Origin of the sequence: Nocardioides sp. NBC_00850, from assembly GCF_045207335.1 — a bacterium.
In the GTDB taxonomy this organism is placed as follows: domain Bacteria; phylum Actinomycetota; class Actinomycetes; order Propionibacteriales; family Nocardioidaceae; genus Nocardioides.
Genome location: NZ_CP108845.1, coordinates 6,022,064 through 6,039,019, shown reverse-complemented (window position 1 = coordinate 6,039,019; position 16,956 = coordinate 6,022,064). Strand labels below are relative to the sequence as shown.

The 16,956-nt window shown below is 69.2% G+C and carries 15 protein-coding genes; 9 read left to right on the top strand and 6 right to left on the bottom strand.

Features of this window, described 5'->3' with window-relative positions; all coding sequences use genetic code 11:
* Window positions 1–5: 5 nt before the first annotated feature.
* Together OH802_RS29250 and OH802_RS29245 are read left to right on the top strand one after the other, a co-directional pair.
* Entirely contained in the window at window positions 6–902 is an 897-nt protein-coding gene (locus OH802_RS29250; protein WP_406023858.1) for a YihY/virulence factor BrkB family protein, read from the top strand.
* Window positions 903–963: 61 nt separating this feature from the next.
* A complete protein-coding gene (locus OH802_RS29245) occupies window positions 964–1,188 on the top strand; it encodes an SCO4848 family membrane protein (protein WP_406023857.1) in 225 nt (74 codons plus the stop codon).
* A 3-nt stretch (window positions 1,189–1,191) separates the two neighbouring features.
* Here OH802_RS29245 and OH802_RS29240 read toward each other — a convergent pair whose 3' ends face one another.
* On the bottom strand, window positions 1,192–1,647 hold the full coding sequence (locus OH802_RS29240; protein WP_406023856.1) for a MarR family winged helix-turn-helix transcriptional regulator: 456 nt from the start codon (window positions 1,645–1,647) through the stop codon (window positions 1,192–1,194).
* 54 nt (window positions 1,648–1,701) lie between these two features.
* On the opposite strand from OH802_RS29240, the gene OH802_RS29235 reads away from it, so the two are divergent.
* A complete protein-coding gene (locus OH802_RS29235) occupies window positions 1,702–2,118 on the top strand; it encodes an organic hydroperoxide resistance protein (RefSeq protein ID WP_378831372.1) in 417 nt (138 codons plus the stop codon).
* Between the two features lie 145 nt (window positions 2,119–2,263).
* On the opposite strand, the gene OH802_RS29230 is transcribed toward OH802_RS29235, so the two are convergent.
* The 4 genes from OH802_RS29230 to OH802_RS29215 all read right to left on the bottom strand — a co-directional run bounded on the left by OH802_RS29230 (window position 2,264) and on the right by OH802_RS29215 (window position 7,015).
* Window positions 2,264–3,004 carry a succinate dehydrogenase/fumarate reductase iron-sulfur subunit gene (locus OH802_RS29230; RefSeq protein WP_355019698.1) on the bottom strand — a complete coding sequence of 247 codons (741 nt, stop codon included), beginning with the start codon at window positions 3,002–3,004 and terminating at the stop codon, window positions 2,264–2,266.
* Window positions 3,001–5,070: a fumarate reductase/succinate dehydrogenase flavoprotein subunit gene (locus OH802_RS29225; protein ID WP_406023855.1), complete on the bottom strand. Its 2,070-nt coding sequence runs from the start codon at window positions 5,068–5,070 to the stop codon at window positions 3,001–3,003. Before OH802_RS29225 ends, OH802_RS29230 begins: the two co-directional genes overlap by 4 nt.
* Window positions 5,071–5,083: 13 nt before the next feature.
* Window positions 5,084–5,803: a succinate dehydrogenase cytochrome b subunit gene (locus OH802_RS29220; RefSeq protein WP_406023854.1), complete on the bottom strand. Its 720-nt coding sequence runs from the start codon at window positions 5,801–5,803 to the stop codon at window positions 5,084–5,086.
* A gap of 108 nt (window positions 5,804–5,911) precedes the next feature.
* Entirely contained in the window at window positions 5,912–7,015 is a 1,104-nt protein-coding gene (locus tag OH802_RS29215) for a glycosyltransferase (protein WP_406023853.1), read from the bottom strand.
* Window positions 7,016–7,119: 104 nt separating this feature from the next.
* On the opposite strand from OH802_RS29215, the gene OH802_RS29210 reads away from it, so the two are divergent.
* From OH802_RS29210 to OH802_RS29200, 3 genes are read left to right on the top strand one after another with little or no spacing between them, the layout of a single operon-like run.
* Window positions 7,120–8,715, top strand: coding sequence for a sulfatase-like hydrolase/transferase (locus tag OH802_RS29210; RefSeq protein WP_406023852.1), 1,596 nt, complete (start codon window positions 7,120–7,122; stop codon window positions 8,713–8,715).
* Between the two features lie 49 nt (window positions 8,716–8,764).
* Complete coding sequence (locus OH802_RS29205; RefSeq protein ID WP_406023851.1) at window positions 8,765–10,309, top strand: sulfatase-like hydrolase/transferase; 1,545 nt, start codon at window positions 8,765–8,767, stop codon at window positions 10,307–10,309.
* Window positions 10,306–10,644 carry a DUF1707 domain-containing protein gene (locus OH802_RS29200; RefSeq protein WP_406023850.1) on the top strand — a complete coding sequence of 113 codons (339 nt, stop codon included), beginning with the start codon at window positions 10,306–10,308 and terminating at the stop codon, window positions 10,642–10,644. The genes OH802_RS29205 and OH802_RS29200 overlap by 4 nt, the downstream gene beginning before the upstream one ends.
* On the opposite strand, the gene OH802_RS29195 is transcribed toward OH802_RS29200, so the two are convergent.
* Window positions 10,641–11,072 (bottom strand): hypothetical protein, encoded by a 432-nt coding sequence (locus OH802_RS29195; RefSeq protein ID WP_406023849.1) that lies wholly within the window; start codon window positions 11,070–11,072, stop codon window positions 10,641–10,643. The two genes, OH802_RS29200 and OH802_RS29195, sit on opposite strands and share 4 nt — an antisense overlap.
* Before the next feature lie 89 nt (window positions 11,073–11,161).
* On the opposite strand from OH802_RS29195, the gene OH802_RS29190 reads away from it, so the two are divergent.
* The 3 genes from OH802_RS29190 to OH802_RS29180 all read left to right on the top strand — a co-directional run bounded on the left by OH802_RS29190 (window position 11,162) and on the right by OH802_RS29180 (window position 16,955).
* Window positions 11,162–12,952: a methylmalonyl-CoA mutase family protein gene (locus OH802_RS29190; protein WP_406023848.1), complete on the top strand. Its 1,791-nt coding sequence runs from the start codon at window positions 11,162–11,164 to the stop codon at window positions 12,950–12,952.
* The gene (gene scpA / locus OH802_RS29185) at window positions 12,949–15,126 is read left to right on the top strand and encodes a methylmalonyl-CoA mutase (protein ID WP_406023847.1); all 2,178 of its coding nucleotides are present in this window, start codon (window positions 12,949–12,951) and stop codon (window positions 15,124–15,126) included. The genes OH802_RS29190 and scpA overlap by 4 nt, the downstream gene beginning before the upstream one ends.
* 140 nt (window positions 15,127–15,266) lie before the next feature.
* Window positions 15,267–16,955: a protein kinase domain-containing protein gene (locus OH802_RS29180; RefSeq protein WP_406023846.1), complete on the top strand. Its 1,689-nt coding sequence runs from the start codon at window positions 15,267–15,269 to the stop codon at window positions 16,953–16,955.
* Window position 16,956 lies beyond the last annotated feature (1 nt).

Here is a 16,956-nt window from a genome sequence, read left to right as displayed (position 1 = left end):
TCGGGATGAAGGACAAGGTCAAGGCGAAGATCGCCGAGCTGCGCGCGCGCTTCCCGGCGCTGGATCGGCTGGTGCGCACCCAGGAGCACTACGGCGAGGTGGGCGCCGCCCAGCAGGCCGGCGCGATCACCTACTTTGGCTTCCTGTCGACCTTCCCGATCCTCGCGCTCGCGTTCTTCGCCGTGGGCCAGATCGCCAAGGTCTACTCCGGAGCCGAGAGCGACCTCGTCGAGGCGATCGACCATGTCCTGCCCGGGCTGGTCGGCGACGGTCCCGGACAGCTGAAGATCGCCGACATCGAGAGCGCGGCCGGCGCGGTCGGGATCATCGGTGTCATCGGTCTGCTCTACGCCGGCCTCGGCTTCATCGACGGACTTCGCAAGGCCCTCGAGGCGGTCTTCCTGGTGCCCGACGAGGACCAGCCAGGATTCCTGGCGGCCAAGGGCCGCGACCTGGTCGCACTCATCGGGCTCGGCCTGATCCTGCTGGTGGCGGTGGCGTTCACCGGCCTCGTACGCACCTTCTCGGTCAATGTCCTGGACTGGATCGGACTCGACGAAGGCTTCAGCTGGCTGATCGTCCTCCTCACCCTGGTGCTGGGCCTCGCGGCCAACACGGTGCTCTTCTTCGCGATGTTCCATCTGGCTCCCCAGAACGACACCCCGAAGGCGCCTTTGTGGGCCGGCGCCGTGCTCGGCGCGATCGGCTTCGAGATCCTCAAGCAGGCCTCGACCCTTTTGCTCAAGGCCACCCAGGGGCAGCCGGCCTTCCAGGCCTTCGGCATCGCCCTCATCCTGGTCGTCTGGATCCACTACACCTCGATGGTGATCCTGTACGCCGCCTGCAACGCCCACGTGCGGGCGACCCCGGCCGAACCCAGTTCCGACGCTGCATCGACGTGATCGCCCGATATACGGGCTGCTGACCGTCGGGGCTTGGCCGGCGGATGAGAGAGTCGTACCCATGAAGCTCGAGAAGACTGACGGCGCGCTCCTCCTGGTCATCGGGGTCTGGACGATCGCGATCTGGACCAACTTCGGCCGCAACCTCGTCAAGACCGCCAAGGACCCGGAGCAGACCCGTCCGAAGCCCTACTACATCGCCCACGCGGTGCTCGTGGTCGTGGATGTTCTCCTCGGCGGCCTGCTGATCAAGCTCGGCGTGCAGCGGCTACTGACCTGGGGATAGTCCTCAGGACGACTCGGCCGTGTCGAGGTGGTCGACCAGCTCGGTGAGCTGGTCGCGCAGCGCGAGCGCCTCGTCCCGGGTGATCCCCATCGATGCGCCGAGCTCCTGCGGCACGCCGGAGACCTGCTCCTCCAGGGCCTGGCCGTCCTCGGTCAGGCTGACCAGCACCCGGCGCTCGTCGCCGGGGTCGCGGTCGCGCCGCACCAGCCCGGCGGTCTCGAGCCGCTTGAGCAGCGGTGTCAGGGTGCCCGAGTCGAGCCGCAGCCGCTGGCCGAGGGAGGTCACCGAGAGCGGCTCGTCGCTCTCCCAGAGCACGAGCATCACCAGATACTGCGGATAGGTCAGCCCGGTCCCCTTGAGCAGCGTCACGTAGCGCTTCGTCACGGCTCTGGTCGCTGCGTACAGCGGGAAGCAGAGCTGAAGGTCTAGCGAGAGCTGCGGATAGGTACGTCCGGACACATGGACCAGTCTACCCCCTTGCGCTATTAAGTTGTGCGCAATATAGTTGTGCACATGACACCGATCTACACAGCCACCGCAGTCAGCACCGGCGACGCCCGCAACGGTCACGTCCAGTCCTCCGACGGTCTCATCGACGCCGACGTCCGCGTCCCCAAGGAGATGGGTGGCGCCGGCGGCGCCACCAACCCCGAGCAGCTCTTCGCCGCCGGCTACGCCGCCTGCTTCCACTCGGCCCTCAAGCTCGTCGCCGGGAAGGCCAAGGTCGACATGACCGACTCCGAGGTCGTCGCCGACGTGAGCATCGGTGAGAACGGCCAGGGCGGCTTCGGCCTCGCCGTACAGCTCGAGGTGACCATCCCCGGCGCCGACGCCGCGACCGCCCAGCAGCTCGCCGAGCAGGCCCACCAGGTCTGCCCGTACTCCAACGCCACCCGCGGCAACATCGAGGTCAAGCTCACGGTCGTCTGAGCTGGTTCCTCCAGCAAGGTATGCAGGCGAAGGGACACATCCCGTGCGGAACTCCGCACGGGATGTGTCCCTTTTGCTGCATCCCTTGACGAACGAACGCGGGGCCGCCCCCGAAGGGACGACCCCGCGTCGCAGGAACCGAGGGTCAGCCGAGGATCAGCGACTTGCGCAGGTCCTTGTTGAGCTGGGAGATCACGTCGAGCGGGATCTCCTTGGGGCAGGCGGAGGCGCACTCGCCGATGTTGGTGCAGCCACCGAAGCCCTCGGCGTCGTGCTGGCCGACCATGGACTGCACGCGGGAGTAGCGCTCCGGCTGGCCCTGCGGCAGCTCACCGAGGTGGGTGATCTTCGCGCCGAGGAACAGCGAGGCGGAGCCGTTGGGGCAGGCGGCGACGCAGGCGCCGCAGCCGATGCAGGTGGCCGTGTTGAACGCGCGCATGGCCTTGTCGCGCGGGGCCGGCACCGAGTTGGCCTCGGGGGCCGAGCCGGTGTTGGCCGAGATGTAGCCGCCGTTCTGGATGATCCGGTCGAACGCGGAGCGGTCGACGATCAGGTCCTTGACGATCGGGAACGACGAGGCGCGCCACGGCTCGATGGTGATGGTGTCACCGTCGTTGAAGGAACGCATGTGCAGCTGGCAGGTCGTGGTGACCTCCGGGCCGTGTGCCTCGCCGTTGATCATCAGCGAACACATGCCGCAGATGCCCTCGCGACAGTCGGAGTCGAACGCGACCGGCTCCTCGTCGTTGTGCAGGAGCTGCTCGTTGAGCAGGTCGAGCATCTCGAGGAACGACATGTCCGAGGACACCCCGTCCAGCTCGTACGTCTTGAGCGCACCCTTCTCGGACGCGTCGGCCTGCCGCCAGATCTTGAGGGTGAGCTTCACTTGTACGACCTCTGCTTCATCTCGATGGCGGTGTAGATCAGGTCCTCCTTGTGGAGGATCGGGGCGCCGTCCTCGCCACCGAACTCCCAGGCCGCGACGTAGGCGAACTCGTCGTCGTGACGCATCGCCTCGCCGTCCTCGGTCTGCGACTCGCCTCGGAAGTGGCCGCCGCAGGACTCGCGCCGGTTGAGCGCGTCGATGCACATGAGCTCACCGAGCTCGATGAAGTCGGCGACACGGCCGGCCTTCTCGAGGTCCTGGTTGAGGGAGTCGGCCGAGCCGAGGACCTTGACGTTGGTCCAGAACTCCTTCTTGAGCTCGCGGATCAGGCCGATGGCCTTCTTGAGGCCCTCCTCGGTCCGCTCCATGCCGCAGTACTCCCACATGATCAGGCCGAGCTCCTTGTGGATCGACTCGACCGAGCGGCTGCCGTTGATCGACATGAACTTGTCGATCCGCTCTTGGACCGACTGCTTCGCCTCGACGACCGCCGGGTGGTCCTCGGAGATGGGCTCGAACGGCCCGTCGGCGAGGTACTCGCGGATGGTGTTCGGGAGCACGAAGTAGCCGTCGGCCAGACCCTGCATCAGCGCCGAGGCGCCGAGGCGGTTCGCGCCGTGGTCGGAGAAGTTGGCCTCACCGGTGCAGTAGAGACCCTCGATGTTGGTCGAGAGCTCGTAGTCGACCCAGAGGCCGCCCATGACGTAGTGGACGGCGGGGTAGATGCGCATCGGCAGCTCGTAGGGGTTCTCACCCGTGATCCGCTCGTACATGTCGAGGAGGTTGTCGTACTTCTCCTCGATCGCGGCCTTGCCGAGGCGCTCGATCGCGGCACCCAGGTCGAGGTAGACGCCGCGGCGGAACTTCTTCACCGTGCCGTCGGGCTGGGTCTCGTCGACCTCCGGACCGACACCGCGGCCCTCGTCGCACATGTACTTCGCGGCGCGCGAGGCGATGTCGCGGGGGACCAGGTTTCCGAAGGAGGGGTAGATCCGCTCCAGGAAGTAGTCGCGGTCCTCCTCGGGGATCTCACGCGGGTCCTTGGCGCAGTCCTCGGCGTTCTTCGGCACCCAGATGCGGCCGTCGTTACGCAGCGACTCCGACATCAGGGTCAGCTTCGACTGGTGGGCGCCGGTCACCGGGATGCAGGTCGGGTGGATCTGCGTGTAGCAGGGGTTGGCCATGTAGGCGCCCTTGCGGTGCGCACGCCACGTGGCAGTGACGTTGGACCCCATCGCGTTGGTCGAGAGGTAGAAGACGTTGCCGTAGCCGCCGGTCGCGAGCACGACCACGTCGGCCAGGTGGGTCTCGATCTCGCCGGTGACCATGTCGCGGGCGATGATGCCGCGGGCCGTGACGGAGCCCTTCTCGTTGGGCACAGTGATCAGCTCGAGCATCTCGTGGCGCGTGAACTGCTCCACGGTGCCGGCGGCGACCTGGCGCTCCATGGCCTGGTAGGCGCCGATGAGGAGCTGCTGCCCCGTCTGGCCGCGGGCGTAGAACGTACGCGACACCTGCACGCCACCGAAGGAGCGGTTGTCGAGCAGACCGCCGTACTCGCGGGCGAAGGGCACGCCCTGGGCCACGCACTGGTCGATGATGTTCACCGACTCCTCGGCGAGGCGGTAGACGTTGGACTCGCGGGCGCGGTAGTCGCCGCCCTTGACCGTGTCGTAGAAGAGCCGGTAGGCCGAGTCGCCGTCGCCCTTGTAGTTCTTGGCGGCGTTGATGCCGCCCTGGGCGGCGATCGAGTGGGCACGACGCGGGGAGTCCTGGTAGCAGAACGACTTCACGTTGTAGCCGGCCTCGCCGAGCGTGGCGGCAGCGGCGCCGCCGGCCAGGCCGGTGCCGACGATGATGATCGACAGCTTGCGGCGGTTGGCCGGGTTGACCAGGCGGTTCTCGAACTTGCGGGTCGTCCAGCGCTCCGCGATCGGACCGGTCGGAGCCTTGGGGTCGACGAGCTTGTCGCCGAGCACGTAGTAGCCCGCGGCGTCGTCGGATTTCTGGACCGGTGCCTCGTTGGTCGGGGTGAGGCCGGACAGGTAGTGGGTTCCAGCAGCCATGTGTCAGATGTCCTTACGAGATGACGCCGAAGACGGTGAACAGGGGGACCAGCGAGAAGCCGCCGGCGATCACGATCGCGACGACCCAGCCGGCGACGCGGGCCCTGGCACGCGACTCAGCGGTGTTGGTGAACCCGAGCGTCTGGATGGCGCTGAAGGTGCCGTGGTGCAGGTGGAACGCGAGCGCGAGCATCGCGAACAGGTAGATGGCGACCATCCACCACTGCTCCGGCTGGAAGGAGTTCACCAGGAGGCGGTAGGGGTTCTCGGTGATGTCGGGGGCCTGTCCGCCCTCGCCCACGTTGATCTTCGCGATGGTGAAGTGGAGCAGGTGCCAGATGATGAAGACGAGCAGGGTCACGCCGCCCCAGCGCATGGTGCGCGAGGAGAGCGACGAAGCCTTGTTCTTCTTCACCGCGTACTTCACGGGCCGCTGAGCGTGCGCACGCATGGAGAGCGCCACCGCGGCGCCGACGTGCGCCACCAGCGAGCCGAGAAGCACCACCCGGAGGATCCAGAGGAGCCCGCCGTACGGAAGGTACGGCTCCCCGAACGTACGCAGGTGCTCGGCGTACTCGTTGTAGGCGATCTCGCCGCTGAAGGCTTTGAGGTTGCCGTACATGTGCACCAGCACAAACAGGATGAAGACGATGCCGCTGGCCGCCATAAGGAGCTTCAGGGCGATCGTCGAGCGCGTCGACCGCGCGCCTTTGATCAGAGTCGTGGTTGCCACGGCACGCACGCTACTACCCCTCATACCCGAACTTGTACGCAGGGAGTATGTGACATTTTCGTCGCTGCGTGGGCGGGTGGGGTTACTGACGAGTATCTCGGTAACGGGTTAGGCAAGCCTAACAGCAGGGTGTGCATTCTCCGCGGCGATGGCGTGAGATCGTGAGGACCGGGTCTCGCTCAGCGCGACCAGACGGGCCAGCAGCTCGTCGACCGCATCGGTCCACGGCCGCGTCGCGACCAGCTCCCGACCGCGGTCGCCGAGCAGGTGCCGACGGGGATCGGAGACGACCGAGGCGACCGCGTCCGCGAGCTCGCGGGCGCGGGCCGGGTTGTAGAGCAGTCCGGTCTCCATGTGCTGGACGATCTCGGCCGCCGCGCCGGCGCGCGGGGCGACCACCGGGAGGGCGCTGGCCGCGGCCTCACGCAGGATGTGGCCACATCCCTCCTCCTCGCCGGGGTGGACGAGAACGTCGAGCGACGCCAGGGCGATGGCCAGGTCGCCGGTGCCCAGCGGACCGGTCAGCTTCGCCTGCGGGACCCGCTGCTTGAGCCATCCGCGCTGGGGTCCGTCGCCGATGATGACGAGGCGGATCCCGGACACCACGGTGAGCTCGGCGAGGCGGCGTACGCCATGGCTCTTGGCGAGGTTGCCCGCGTAGCCGACCACGACCAGCGGTGTGGGTCGGGACTTCGCCTTGGACCAGCGGCGGTGGAGCCAGTCGTCGCGCAGACTGGGCGAGAAGGCGGCCGTGTCGACCCCCGGCTCCCACACCTCGGCGGCGACGTCGATCGCCGCGAGCATGCGGCGCAGGTACTCGCTTGTGACAAAGATCTCATCGGCGTACGCGGCGATCGAGGTGCTCCAGGTGAGCGCCGCCTTGGGGGAGAGAGGGGACTGCTGGACGACCAGCGTCGTCGCGGCAGCCGCCGTCGGCGACGAGAGCGCCTTGCGGCCCAGGCGGCCCGGGTCGAAGGTGACCACGACGTCCGGCTCGAAGGACTCCAGGGCGTTGCGTACCTGGCGACCGGTCTTGGCGATCGGCGAGACGCGGACGACCCGGCTGTTGCGGTAGACCGAGAGTCCGGGGCCGGGCGCGATGAACCGCACCTCGTGGCCAGACTCGATCATGCGGTCGGCGATGGCCTTCACCGTGGTTGTGACACCATCGATGGTAGGAAAGAAGCTCTCGGTGACCAGCGCCATCTTCATAGGACCAGCGTCCTGCCCGGGGATGGCGAGAGCGCGACGTGTGCGTTGACCTGGGATGAACCATCGGCACGACCAGTAGACGACCAGCGTGATGAGGACAATCAGTGGCGGTACCCAGACGGGTCTGGACGCTTTCGGCAGCAGCACTCGCGGTGGCTGGGGTCGTCGGCGGAGTCATGGGGCTGGCTGGCTGTGGTCAGGCGCCGACCCAGCAGCCGTCGGGCGAGCGCGTCTCTGAACAGCCCTCGACCGCCACGCCGGCCTTCGAGATGCCGGTCGAGAAGCCCAACCTGCTGATGATCACGGTCGACGACCTCTCCTCCCTCGACATGGACTACCTGCCGAGCGTGAAGAAGCTCGTGGGAGACAGCGGCGTCACCTTCACCGACGCGGTCGCGCCGACGCCGATCTGCGTGCCGGCCCGCGCCTCGCTGCTCTCGGGGCAGTACGCCCACAACCACGGTGCCCACACCATCCACGGTCCCGAGGGTGGCTATCCCTCCTTCGACGACTCCGCGACCCTGGCCACCTCGTTGCAGGAGGCCGGCTACTCGACGGTGTTCACCGGGAAGTACCTCAACGAGTACGGCGAGGCGGGGACCGAGCGCGACCTGCCTCCGGGCTGGGACGAGTGGCGCGCGACCGTCGACCCGTCGACCTACAACTATCTGGGCGCGAAGTTCAACGTCAACGGGCGCCTGGTGAAGCCGAAGGGCTACTCGACCACCGTCATCACCCAGCAGGCGAAGGCGGCGCTGACGGCTGTGCAGAAGGATGGGAAGAAGAAGGCCGGGGCCGAGGAGAAGCCGTGGTTCCAGTGGGTCAACTACGTGGCGCCGCACATCGGCGGGCCGACGGAGAAGGGTGACCCCAAGCAGCGCTTCCCAGGCACGAAGGGCGCGATCGGCGTGCCGGTGCCGGACAAGCAGGACCGGGACAAGTACGCCGACAAGCCGATCCCGCCGCAGCCCAACCTGTTCCCGGAGGCGCGCAAGAAGTTCCCGAAGGGGTCCCCGTCGCGGAAGAACCCCTCGCAGATCGAGAAGGACGCCTACCGGCTCTCCTATCAGCGGCGGATCGAGTCGGCGCGCAGCCTGGACCGCAACATCGCCTCCCTGCTCGGTGGGCTGAAGAAGAGCGGCGACCTGGCGCGCACCCTGGTCGTCTTCACCTCCGACAACGGCTTCTCGAGCGGCTACCACAACTTCAACGGCAAGCTCTGGTACTACGAGGAGTCGCTGCGGATCCCCGTGCTGATGAGCGGTCCCGGCGTACCGAAGGGGCGCGAGGTCGGGACCACGCTGACCAACCCGGACATCGCTACGACGCTGCTCGCTGCGGCCGGAGCCGACGACCCGCACGAGCCCGACGGCATCGACATCCTGCCGTGGCTGCGTGCGCACGAGCAGACCCGTGTCGTACCGATCGAGGCGTGGCCGACCTCCGACGGCACCTCGCGGCTCTGGTCCGGGGTGCGCGTGGGGCGGTGGACCTACGTCGAGCTGACGACCGGTGAGGTCGAGCTCTACGACCGCACCAACGATCCGTACGAGATGAAGAACCTCGCCGACGACCCGGCCCGCGCCAAGACGGTCTCGCGCCTCGCCGATCTGACCGACAAGTACCGCGACTGCGCCGGCGACAGCTGCCCCAAGAAGATGTACGCCGCCGACCGCCCGCTTGATCTGGCGGGTCTCTAACGGGTTAAAGTAGACTAAATAACTCTTATTACTTTGGGAGTGTTTGGTCATGCCGGCTGGCAATCTGTTCACGCGTCGCAAGCGCGCTGCTGTGGCGACGGTGGCGATGAGTGCCCTCGCGGTGACCGGCCTGGTGCACGAGCCGGCCGCCGTGGCGGCGGGCCCGACGCGTACGCCTGCCCTGGAGCGGCCCGCGGAGAGGCCGAACCTGCTGATGGTCACGGTCGATGACCTCTCCGCCCTCGACATGGACTACCTGCCGCGGGTGCGGAAGCTGGTCGAGCGGACCGGGGTCTCCTTCGCCGAGGGGATCGCGCCGACGCCGATCTGCGTGCCGGCGCGGGCCTCGCTGCTGACCGGGCAGTACGCCCACAACCACGGTGCGCGCACGATCGAGGGGCCGTACGGCGGCTATCAGGCCTTCGACGACTCCGCGACGGTCGCCACCTCGCTGCAGGACGCGGGCTACTCGACGATCCTGGCGGGGAAGTACCTCAACGGCTACGGCGAGGGTGCGACCCGCGGCGACGTGCCGCCCGGGTGGGACCAGTGGCGCGCGACCGTCGACCCGTCGACCTACAACTTCCGGTCGCCGAAGTTCAACGTCAACGGCGAGATCATCAAGTCCAAGGGCTACTCCTCGACCGTCATCACCGAGCACGCGAAGGCCGGGATCGCGGCCGAACGCGCGAACGGGAAACCCTGGTTCACCTGGGTCAACTACGTGGCTCCGCACCACGGCGGGCCGTCCGGGCCCGATGACCCGAAGAAGATCTACCCGGGCACCGACGCCGCCCTGTCGGTGACCGTGCCCGACACCCAGGACCGCGGGTTCTACGACAACGCGCAGATCCCGGCGCGGCCCAACCTCTTTCCCGAGGACACCTCGGGCTATGCGAAGGGCTCGCCCGGGCGCGGGAAGTTCAACCCACGGAAGAAGGACGCCCTCCGGATCGCCTACCAGCGCCGCCTCGAGGCCATCCGCAGCCTGGATCGCAACATCGCCTCGCTGATCGGCTCGCTCAAGCGCAGCGGCGAGCTGAAGCGGACGCTGGTCGTGTTCACCTCCGACAACGGCTTCTCGAACGGCTACCACAACCTCAACGGCAAGCTGTGGCACTACGACGAGTCGCTGCGGATCCCGGTGCTGATGAGCGGTCCCGGGGTTCCGCGCGGCCGCACGGTGCGGACGCCGGTCACCAACCCGGATCTCGCCGCCACCCTGCTGGCGGCGGCCGGGGCTCGGCCACCTCGGGCGCCGGACGGGATCGACATCATGCCGTGGCTGAGCGCGCCCGAGCAGGTCCGCGCCATCCCGATCGGCGGCTGGCGGGTGACCGACGGGAGCAGACAGCTGTGGTCCGGCGTCCGGGTCGGCTCCTGGACCTACGCCCGCCTGCACACCGGCCAGGTCGAGGTCTACGACCGCTCCTCGGACCCCTTTGAGCAGCACAACCTCGCCGCCGACCCGTCGGTCGCGGAGACGGTCAAGGCGCTCGCGAGGCTCGCCGACCGCTACCAGGACTGCGCGGCCTCGACCTGCCCCAAGGACCTGTACGCCTCTGGCCGGGCGCTCGATCTGGAGGCGCTGTGACGAGGGTCGGTGACCTGGAGCGCGAGGCCGCGCGGGCGCGGCTCGTCGAGGCGTACGCCGCGGGGAGGATCGACGCGCCCGAGCTGGAGTCGCGAGCCGAGGCGGTGTGGGGTGCTGCCCGGTCCGCCGACCTCGCCGCGGTGGTCGACGACCTGGGAGAGGATCCCGCCCCGCCTGGTGGGGCGGGCCCCCGTCTCGTACGCGATCTTCTGGTGTTCCTGATCTGCGGCGCGATCGCCGTCCTGGTCTGGCACCTCACCGGCAGGGGGTTCTTCTGGCCCGTGTGGGTGCTGGTCTACACCGGCCTGCCGCTGCTGCGCCTGTGGCGGGACTAGGACTGCTTGGCGAGGGTGTCCGCGGGGACGTTGCCCGCCTCGATCTCCCGCGCCAGCTCGGTGATGCGTACGCCGCTGGCAGCCCAGCTGCCCGCGCGCTCCTCGTGGATGGGGTGGAAGCTGCGGCGGACCTCGACGGTCCAGTGACGGCCGAAGACGATCCGGGCGCCGATGGCGAAGGGGAGGATCGCGAGCAGGAGGAGGAGCTCGATGCCGGTGAGCAGCATGACCGCGACGACCACGACGAGGATCGGCAGCGCGATGACGAGCCAGAGCACCATGAGGATCATGCTGATCGGGTCGTCGCCCGAAGGCGCGCCGAGAGGGATCTCCAATGCGTCGAGACTCAGGCGGCGCGACTTCCGCTGCCACGGGACCCATCGTCGGGTGATCCGATAGACCTGTCCGCCCGGAGTACGTACCTTCACGGCGGTCAACCTAGCGGCGTGTCTCAGTTAGCGGTTGTAAACCTCACACTTTGTGGTCACCGCCACTTCATCGGCCTAAGGTTCGACCCATGAACGACGCCGCTCGCGACGACTCGTTGCGCCTTGCCCAGCCGGCGGATGCCCATTCCCAGGCAGAGTGGGAGGCGGCGACCGCTGCCGTCCTCCGCAAGAGTGGTCGGCTGACCGCTGACGACGCCGACTCGCTCGTCTGGGACAAGCTGACGCGCACTTCCCTCGACGGACTCCGGATCGCCCCGCTCGGCCTGCCGGACACGTCCTTCGCCGACGCGGCCCGTCCCACGCGCGCCGGCGCGTGGGACATCCGCTCGCTCGTCTCCGGTCTCTCCGGCGTGGACGCCAAGGCGGCCAACGAGGCCGCTCTGGTCGACCTGGACGGCGGGGTCTCCTCGTTGTGGGTGGCCGCCGACGAGACCACCGACCTCGCAGTGCTCCTCGACAAGGTGCTCCTCGACCTGGCGCCGATCGTGCTCGACGCGCCGATCGGTGCGGTCAAGGTCGCCCAGAACCTGCTCGCGCTGATCGCCGAGCGTGGCACCGGGCTGCACGCCGCGACCAACCTGGGTGCCGACCCGATGGGCGCGCTGCTGCGCGACCTGCCGCTGGCGCCCGACGAGGCGTTCGCCGAGCTGGTCGACCTCGCTCGTCTCGCCCAGGGGATCGGGGTGCGGGCGATCGTTGTCGATGCCACGGCTGCGCATGATCTGGGCGCGTCCGACGTGCAGGAGCTCGGCTGGTCGGTCGCGGTCGGCGTCGCCTACCTGCGCGCGCTGACCGAGGCCGGGTTCTCGCCCGCCGTGGCGGCGAGCCTGATCGAGTTCCGGTTCGCGGCCACCGACGAGCAGTTCCCGACGATCGCCAAGCTGCGGGCCGCTCGTCAGCTGTGGGCACGGGTCCTCGAGCTCTCCGGGGCCGAGGGTGTGGAGATGCGCATCCACGCGGTGAGCTCGCGGCCGATGCTGTCCAAGTACGACCCCTACGTGAACATGCTGCGCGGCACCGTCGCCGCCTTCGCCGCCGGTGTCGGCGGCGCGGACGCGGTGACCGTGCTGCCCTTCGACTCCGCCAACGGCGTACCGGACGGGTTCGGGCGACGGATCGCCCGCAACGTGTCCCACCTGCTGATCGACGAGTCCCACGTCGCGGCCGTCGCCGACCCCGCCGGCGGATCCTTCGCCGTCGAGCAGCTGACCGCCGACATGGCCGCCGCCGGCTGGGAGGCGTTCATCCAGCTCGAGGAGGAGTGGACCGGCGCGAACGCCGTCGGAGGCCACGACTTCTCGCCCTTCCGTGACCGGATCGCCGCGGTCTCCGCCGAGCGGGAGAAGGCGATCGCTCGGCGCAGGCGCCCGATCACCGGGCTCACCGAGTTCCCCAACCTCGCCGAGACGCTCCCGGAGCGGCCGGTCGACCCGCTGAACGAGCGGGTGGTGCGCTACGGCGCCTCCTTCGAGGCCCTGCGCGACACTCCCGCCACCGCCAAGGTCTTCCTCGCCACCATCGGCACGGTCGCCCAGCACACCGCCCGGGCGACCTTCGCGACCAACCTCCTCGCCGCCGGTGGCATCGGCGTCGAGGTCGCGGGCGCGACCAGCGACGCCGAGGATCTCGCCGGGAAGTACCGCGCGGCGGGTTCGCCGGCGGTCGTCTGCCTGGCCGGGTCGGACAAGACGTACGCCGAGTGGGGCGCGGCCGCGATCGCGGCCCTCCGCGAGGCCGGCACCACGCACGTGATCATCGCCGGGAAGCCCGACGCCGTCGACGCCGAGGTGGACGACGCCGCCTCGATGGGTGTCGACGCGCTCGCCTTCCTGACCGCTACGAGGGAGAAGCTCGCATGACCATCCCCAGCTCCTTCAAGGGCCTTCCGCTGCAGGGCGAGACCCCGCCGTACTCCGCCGACGCTCCCTCGGGCGAGGGCTGGCTGAGTCCCGAGGGCATCGAGATCCAGCCTGCGTACGGGCCTGCGGATCTCGAGGGGCTCGACGCGCTCGACACCTTCCCGGGCCTGAGCCCGTTCCTGCGCGGGCCCTACCCGACGATGTACACGACCCAGCCGTGGACGATCCGGCAGTACGCCGGGTTCTCGACCGCGGAGGAGTCCAACGCGTTCTACCGCCGCAACCTGGCGGCCGGTCAGAAGGGCCTCTCGGTCGCCTTCGACCTGGCCACCCACCGCGGCTACGACTCCGACCACCCGCGCGTGCGCGGCGATGTCGGCATGGCCGGCGTCGCGATCGACTCCATCTACGACACCAGGACGCTGTTCGACGGCATCCCGCTGGACCAGATGTCGGTCTCGATGACCATGAACGGTGCTGTGCTGCCCGTGCTGGCGCTCTACATCGTGGCCGCCGAGGAGCAGGGGGTGCCTCCGGAGAAGCTGGCCGGGACCATCCAGAACGACATCCTCAAGGAGTTCATGGTCCGCAACACCTACATCTACCCGCCGGTGACGTCGATGCGGATCATCGGCGACATCTTCTCCTACACCGCCGCGAAGATGCCCCGGTTCAACTCGATCTCGATCTCCGGCTACCACATGCAGGAGGCCGGGGCGACGGCCGATCTCGAGCTCGCCTACACGCTGGCCGACGGTGTCGAATACCTGCGGACCGGTCTGGCCGCGGGCCTCGACGTCGACGCGTTCGCGCCGCGGCTCAGCTTCTTCTGGGCGATCGGGATGAACTTCTTCATGGAGGTCGCCAAGATGCGCGCGGCCCGCGCGCTGTGGTCGCGTCTGGTGTCGCAGTTCGACCCGTCCAACCCGAAGTCGCTCTCGCTGCGGACCCACTCGCAGACCTCCGGCTGGTCGCTGACCGCCCAGGACGTCTTCAACAACGTCGGCCGCACCGCGATCGAGGCGATGGCCGCGACCCAGGGCCACACCCAGTCGCTGCACACGAACGCGCTGGACGAGGCGATCGCGCTGCCGACCGACTTCTCGGCCCGCATCGCCCGCAACACCCAGCTGCTGCTGCAGCAGGAGTCCGGCACGACCGAGATCATCGACCCGTGGGGCGGCTCCTACTACGTCGAGCGTTTGACGCACGATCTCGCCGAGCGCGCCTGGGCACACATCCAGGAGGCCGAGGCGGCCGGTGGGATGGCCAAGGCGATCGAGCAGGGCATCCCGAAGATGCGCATCGAGGAGGCGGCCGCCCGCACCCAGGCGCGCCTCGACTCCGGTGCCCAGAAGCTGATCGGCGTCAACACCTTCCGGCTCCCCTCCGAGGACCCGCTCGACGTGCTCAGGGTCGACAACGACCAGGTCTACAAGCAGCAGGTCGCCAAGCTCGAGCGGCTGCGCGCGGAGCGCGACGACGAGGACGTACGCCGGGCCCTGGAGGCCATCACCAACGCGGCTGGTTCGACGAGCAAGCCCAGCGGCACCGGCAACCTGGACGGCAACCTGCTCAAGCTGGCCGTCGACGCGGCCCGGGCGAAGGCGACCGTCGGGGAGATCTCCGACGCGATGGAGAAGGCATGGGGCCGGCACCAGGCCGTCATCCGTACCATCTCCGGTGTGTATCGGGACGAGGCGACGACGTCGGGTGACTCGAAGGTCACCGAGGTGCTGAAGGCGACCAAGGAGTTCGAGGAGGCCGAGGGCCGCCGCCCGCGGATCCTGGTCGCGAAGATGGGCCAGGACGGCCACGACCGTGGCCAGAAGGTCGTGGTCTCGGCCTTCGCCGACCTCGGCTTCGACGTCGACGTAGGCCCGCTGTTCTCCACGCCCGAGGAGGTCGCGCAGCAGGCGGTCGACGCCGACGTACACATCGTCGGGGTCTCGTCGCTGGCCGCCGGTCACCTCGCACTGCTCCCCGCGCTGAAGGCGGCGCTGGAGGAGCAGGGGCGCCCGGACATCATGATCGTCATCGGCGGGGTCATCCCGCCCGACGACGTGGCCACGCTCGAGCAGATGGGCGCTGCCGCGGTCTTCCTGCCCGGCACCGTCATCGCCGACTCCGCCATCGACCTGCTCGGTCGCCTGCGGGAGCAGCTCGACCACTGACCGGCTCGAGACCAACACGGCCCGTCGGCGCTCGATGGGACTGTGTTGGTCTCGACACGCTCGCTGGCGCTCACGGCTCGACCAGCGGTAGCCCGAGTATGTCCTCGCCGGGGGCGTCGGGCTCGTCTAGCCTCAGAGCTGTGACGGACCTACGCCCCGGGCGGGCATCCGGGGACGGGCTGATGAGGGTCGGCGCCTACGAGATCCTCAGCAAGCTCGGTGAGGGCGGCATGGGCGTCGTCCACCTGGCTCGCCACGAGGAGACCGGCGAGCGGGTGGCGCTGAAGGTGCTGCGTACGCACGTCGTGGGGGATGAGGAGACGCGCGCCCGGCTGGAGCGCGAGGTGCGGTCGCTGCGGCAGGTGCGCAGCCCCTGGATCGCCGAGATCGTCGACGCCGACCCCTACGCGGACCTTCCCTACGTCGCGACCCGCTACGTGCCCGGGCCGACGCTGCACGACCGGATCAAGGACGACGGACCCGTCGTCGGCGAGGACCGGTTCTGGCTGGCGCGCTGCCTGGCCGGCGGTGTCGCCGCCTGCCACGACGCCGGCGTGCTGCACCGTGACGTCAAGCCTTCCAACGTCGTGATGGAGGGGCGTACGCCGGTGCTCATCGACTTCGGGCTGGCCCGGGTCGCCGACGATCCCAAGATCACCCTCACCGGATGGCTGGTCGGCACCCCGGGCTACCTGGCGCCGGAGATCCTGGAGGGGACGCCTTCCTCGCCGGCCAGCGACGTGCACTCCTGGGCCGCCACCACGGCCTACGCGCTGCTGGGCCGACCTCCGTTCGGGACCGGTCCGTCGATGGCCGTCCTGGATCGGGTACGCCGCGGCCAGCACGATCTCGACGGCATCGAGGGGTCCATGCGGGAGGTCCTGACGGCGGCCCTGGCGACGGATCCCGAGGACCGCCCGGGTCTCGAGGAGCTGCGGGAGTGGCTCATGGAGCCCGAGGTGCCGTGGTCCGGAACCGATTCGACGGTCACCAAGGTGCTGCCGGTGACGATGCCGCTGGCCGCCGCACCGGCGGACGCCGAGCTGAAGCCGACGCTGGTGGACCCGGACGCCGCCGGCGATGCCGTGACGCAGGTGGAGGAGGTGCCGCCGACCGCGGTGACCGTCGCCGACGCGCCGGCCGAGCCCGTGGTGGTGCGCCGGTTCGACCCGCAGGCTCCGCCACCGGCTCCGTCGCCCGAGCCCGGCTGGAGCCCACCCAGCAAGCACGCCAACCTCAAGCGCTGGCCGGGGCCGATGCACTTCCTGATCCTGGTCGCGCTCGCCGCGATCCTCGCCGGGGTCGTGGCTGCGTACCCGTTCCTGGGCGCCACCCTGCTCGGCCTCGGCGTCTGGCTGCTGCGGGCGGTCTCGCTGGCCGCCGACCATCTGTCGAAGCGTCGCGAGGCGCGAGGACGGAAGTGGTACGACGGCCTGTGGGCGCTCGTCCGCTCACCGTGGGACCTGGTGCGCGCCGTCCCCGGCACGGCGGCGCTGACCGCGCTGACGGGCGTGATCGCGGCCGCCGTCGCGGTCGGCTGCCTGGCGCTCGGGCTGCCGCTGACCGCGGTGCTCTACGTCGCCGCGATGGTCTTCATGTCCGCGGCCTGGCTCGCCTCGCAACGGGTGCGTGACACCGTCGGACCGGTCGCCCGCGCCGCCTCCTCGCCGTCACAGCGCTGGGTCGTCGCCGTCGTCGGGTTGGCGATCATCGCCGCCGCCGTCGGCTGGTACGCGGTGCAGATGGGTGTCTCGTGGGCGCCGCTGGACGACGTACGTTCGGGTCAGCTGCCCGGCGTCGTGCGCGACGTACTGCAGCGCGCTCGCTGAC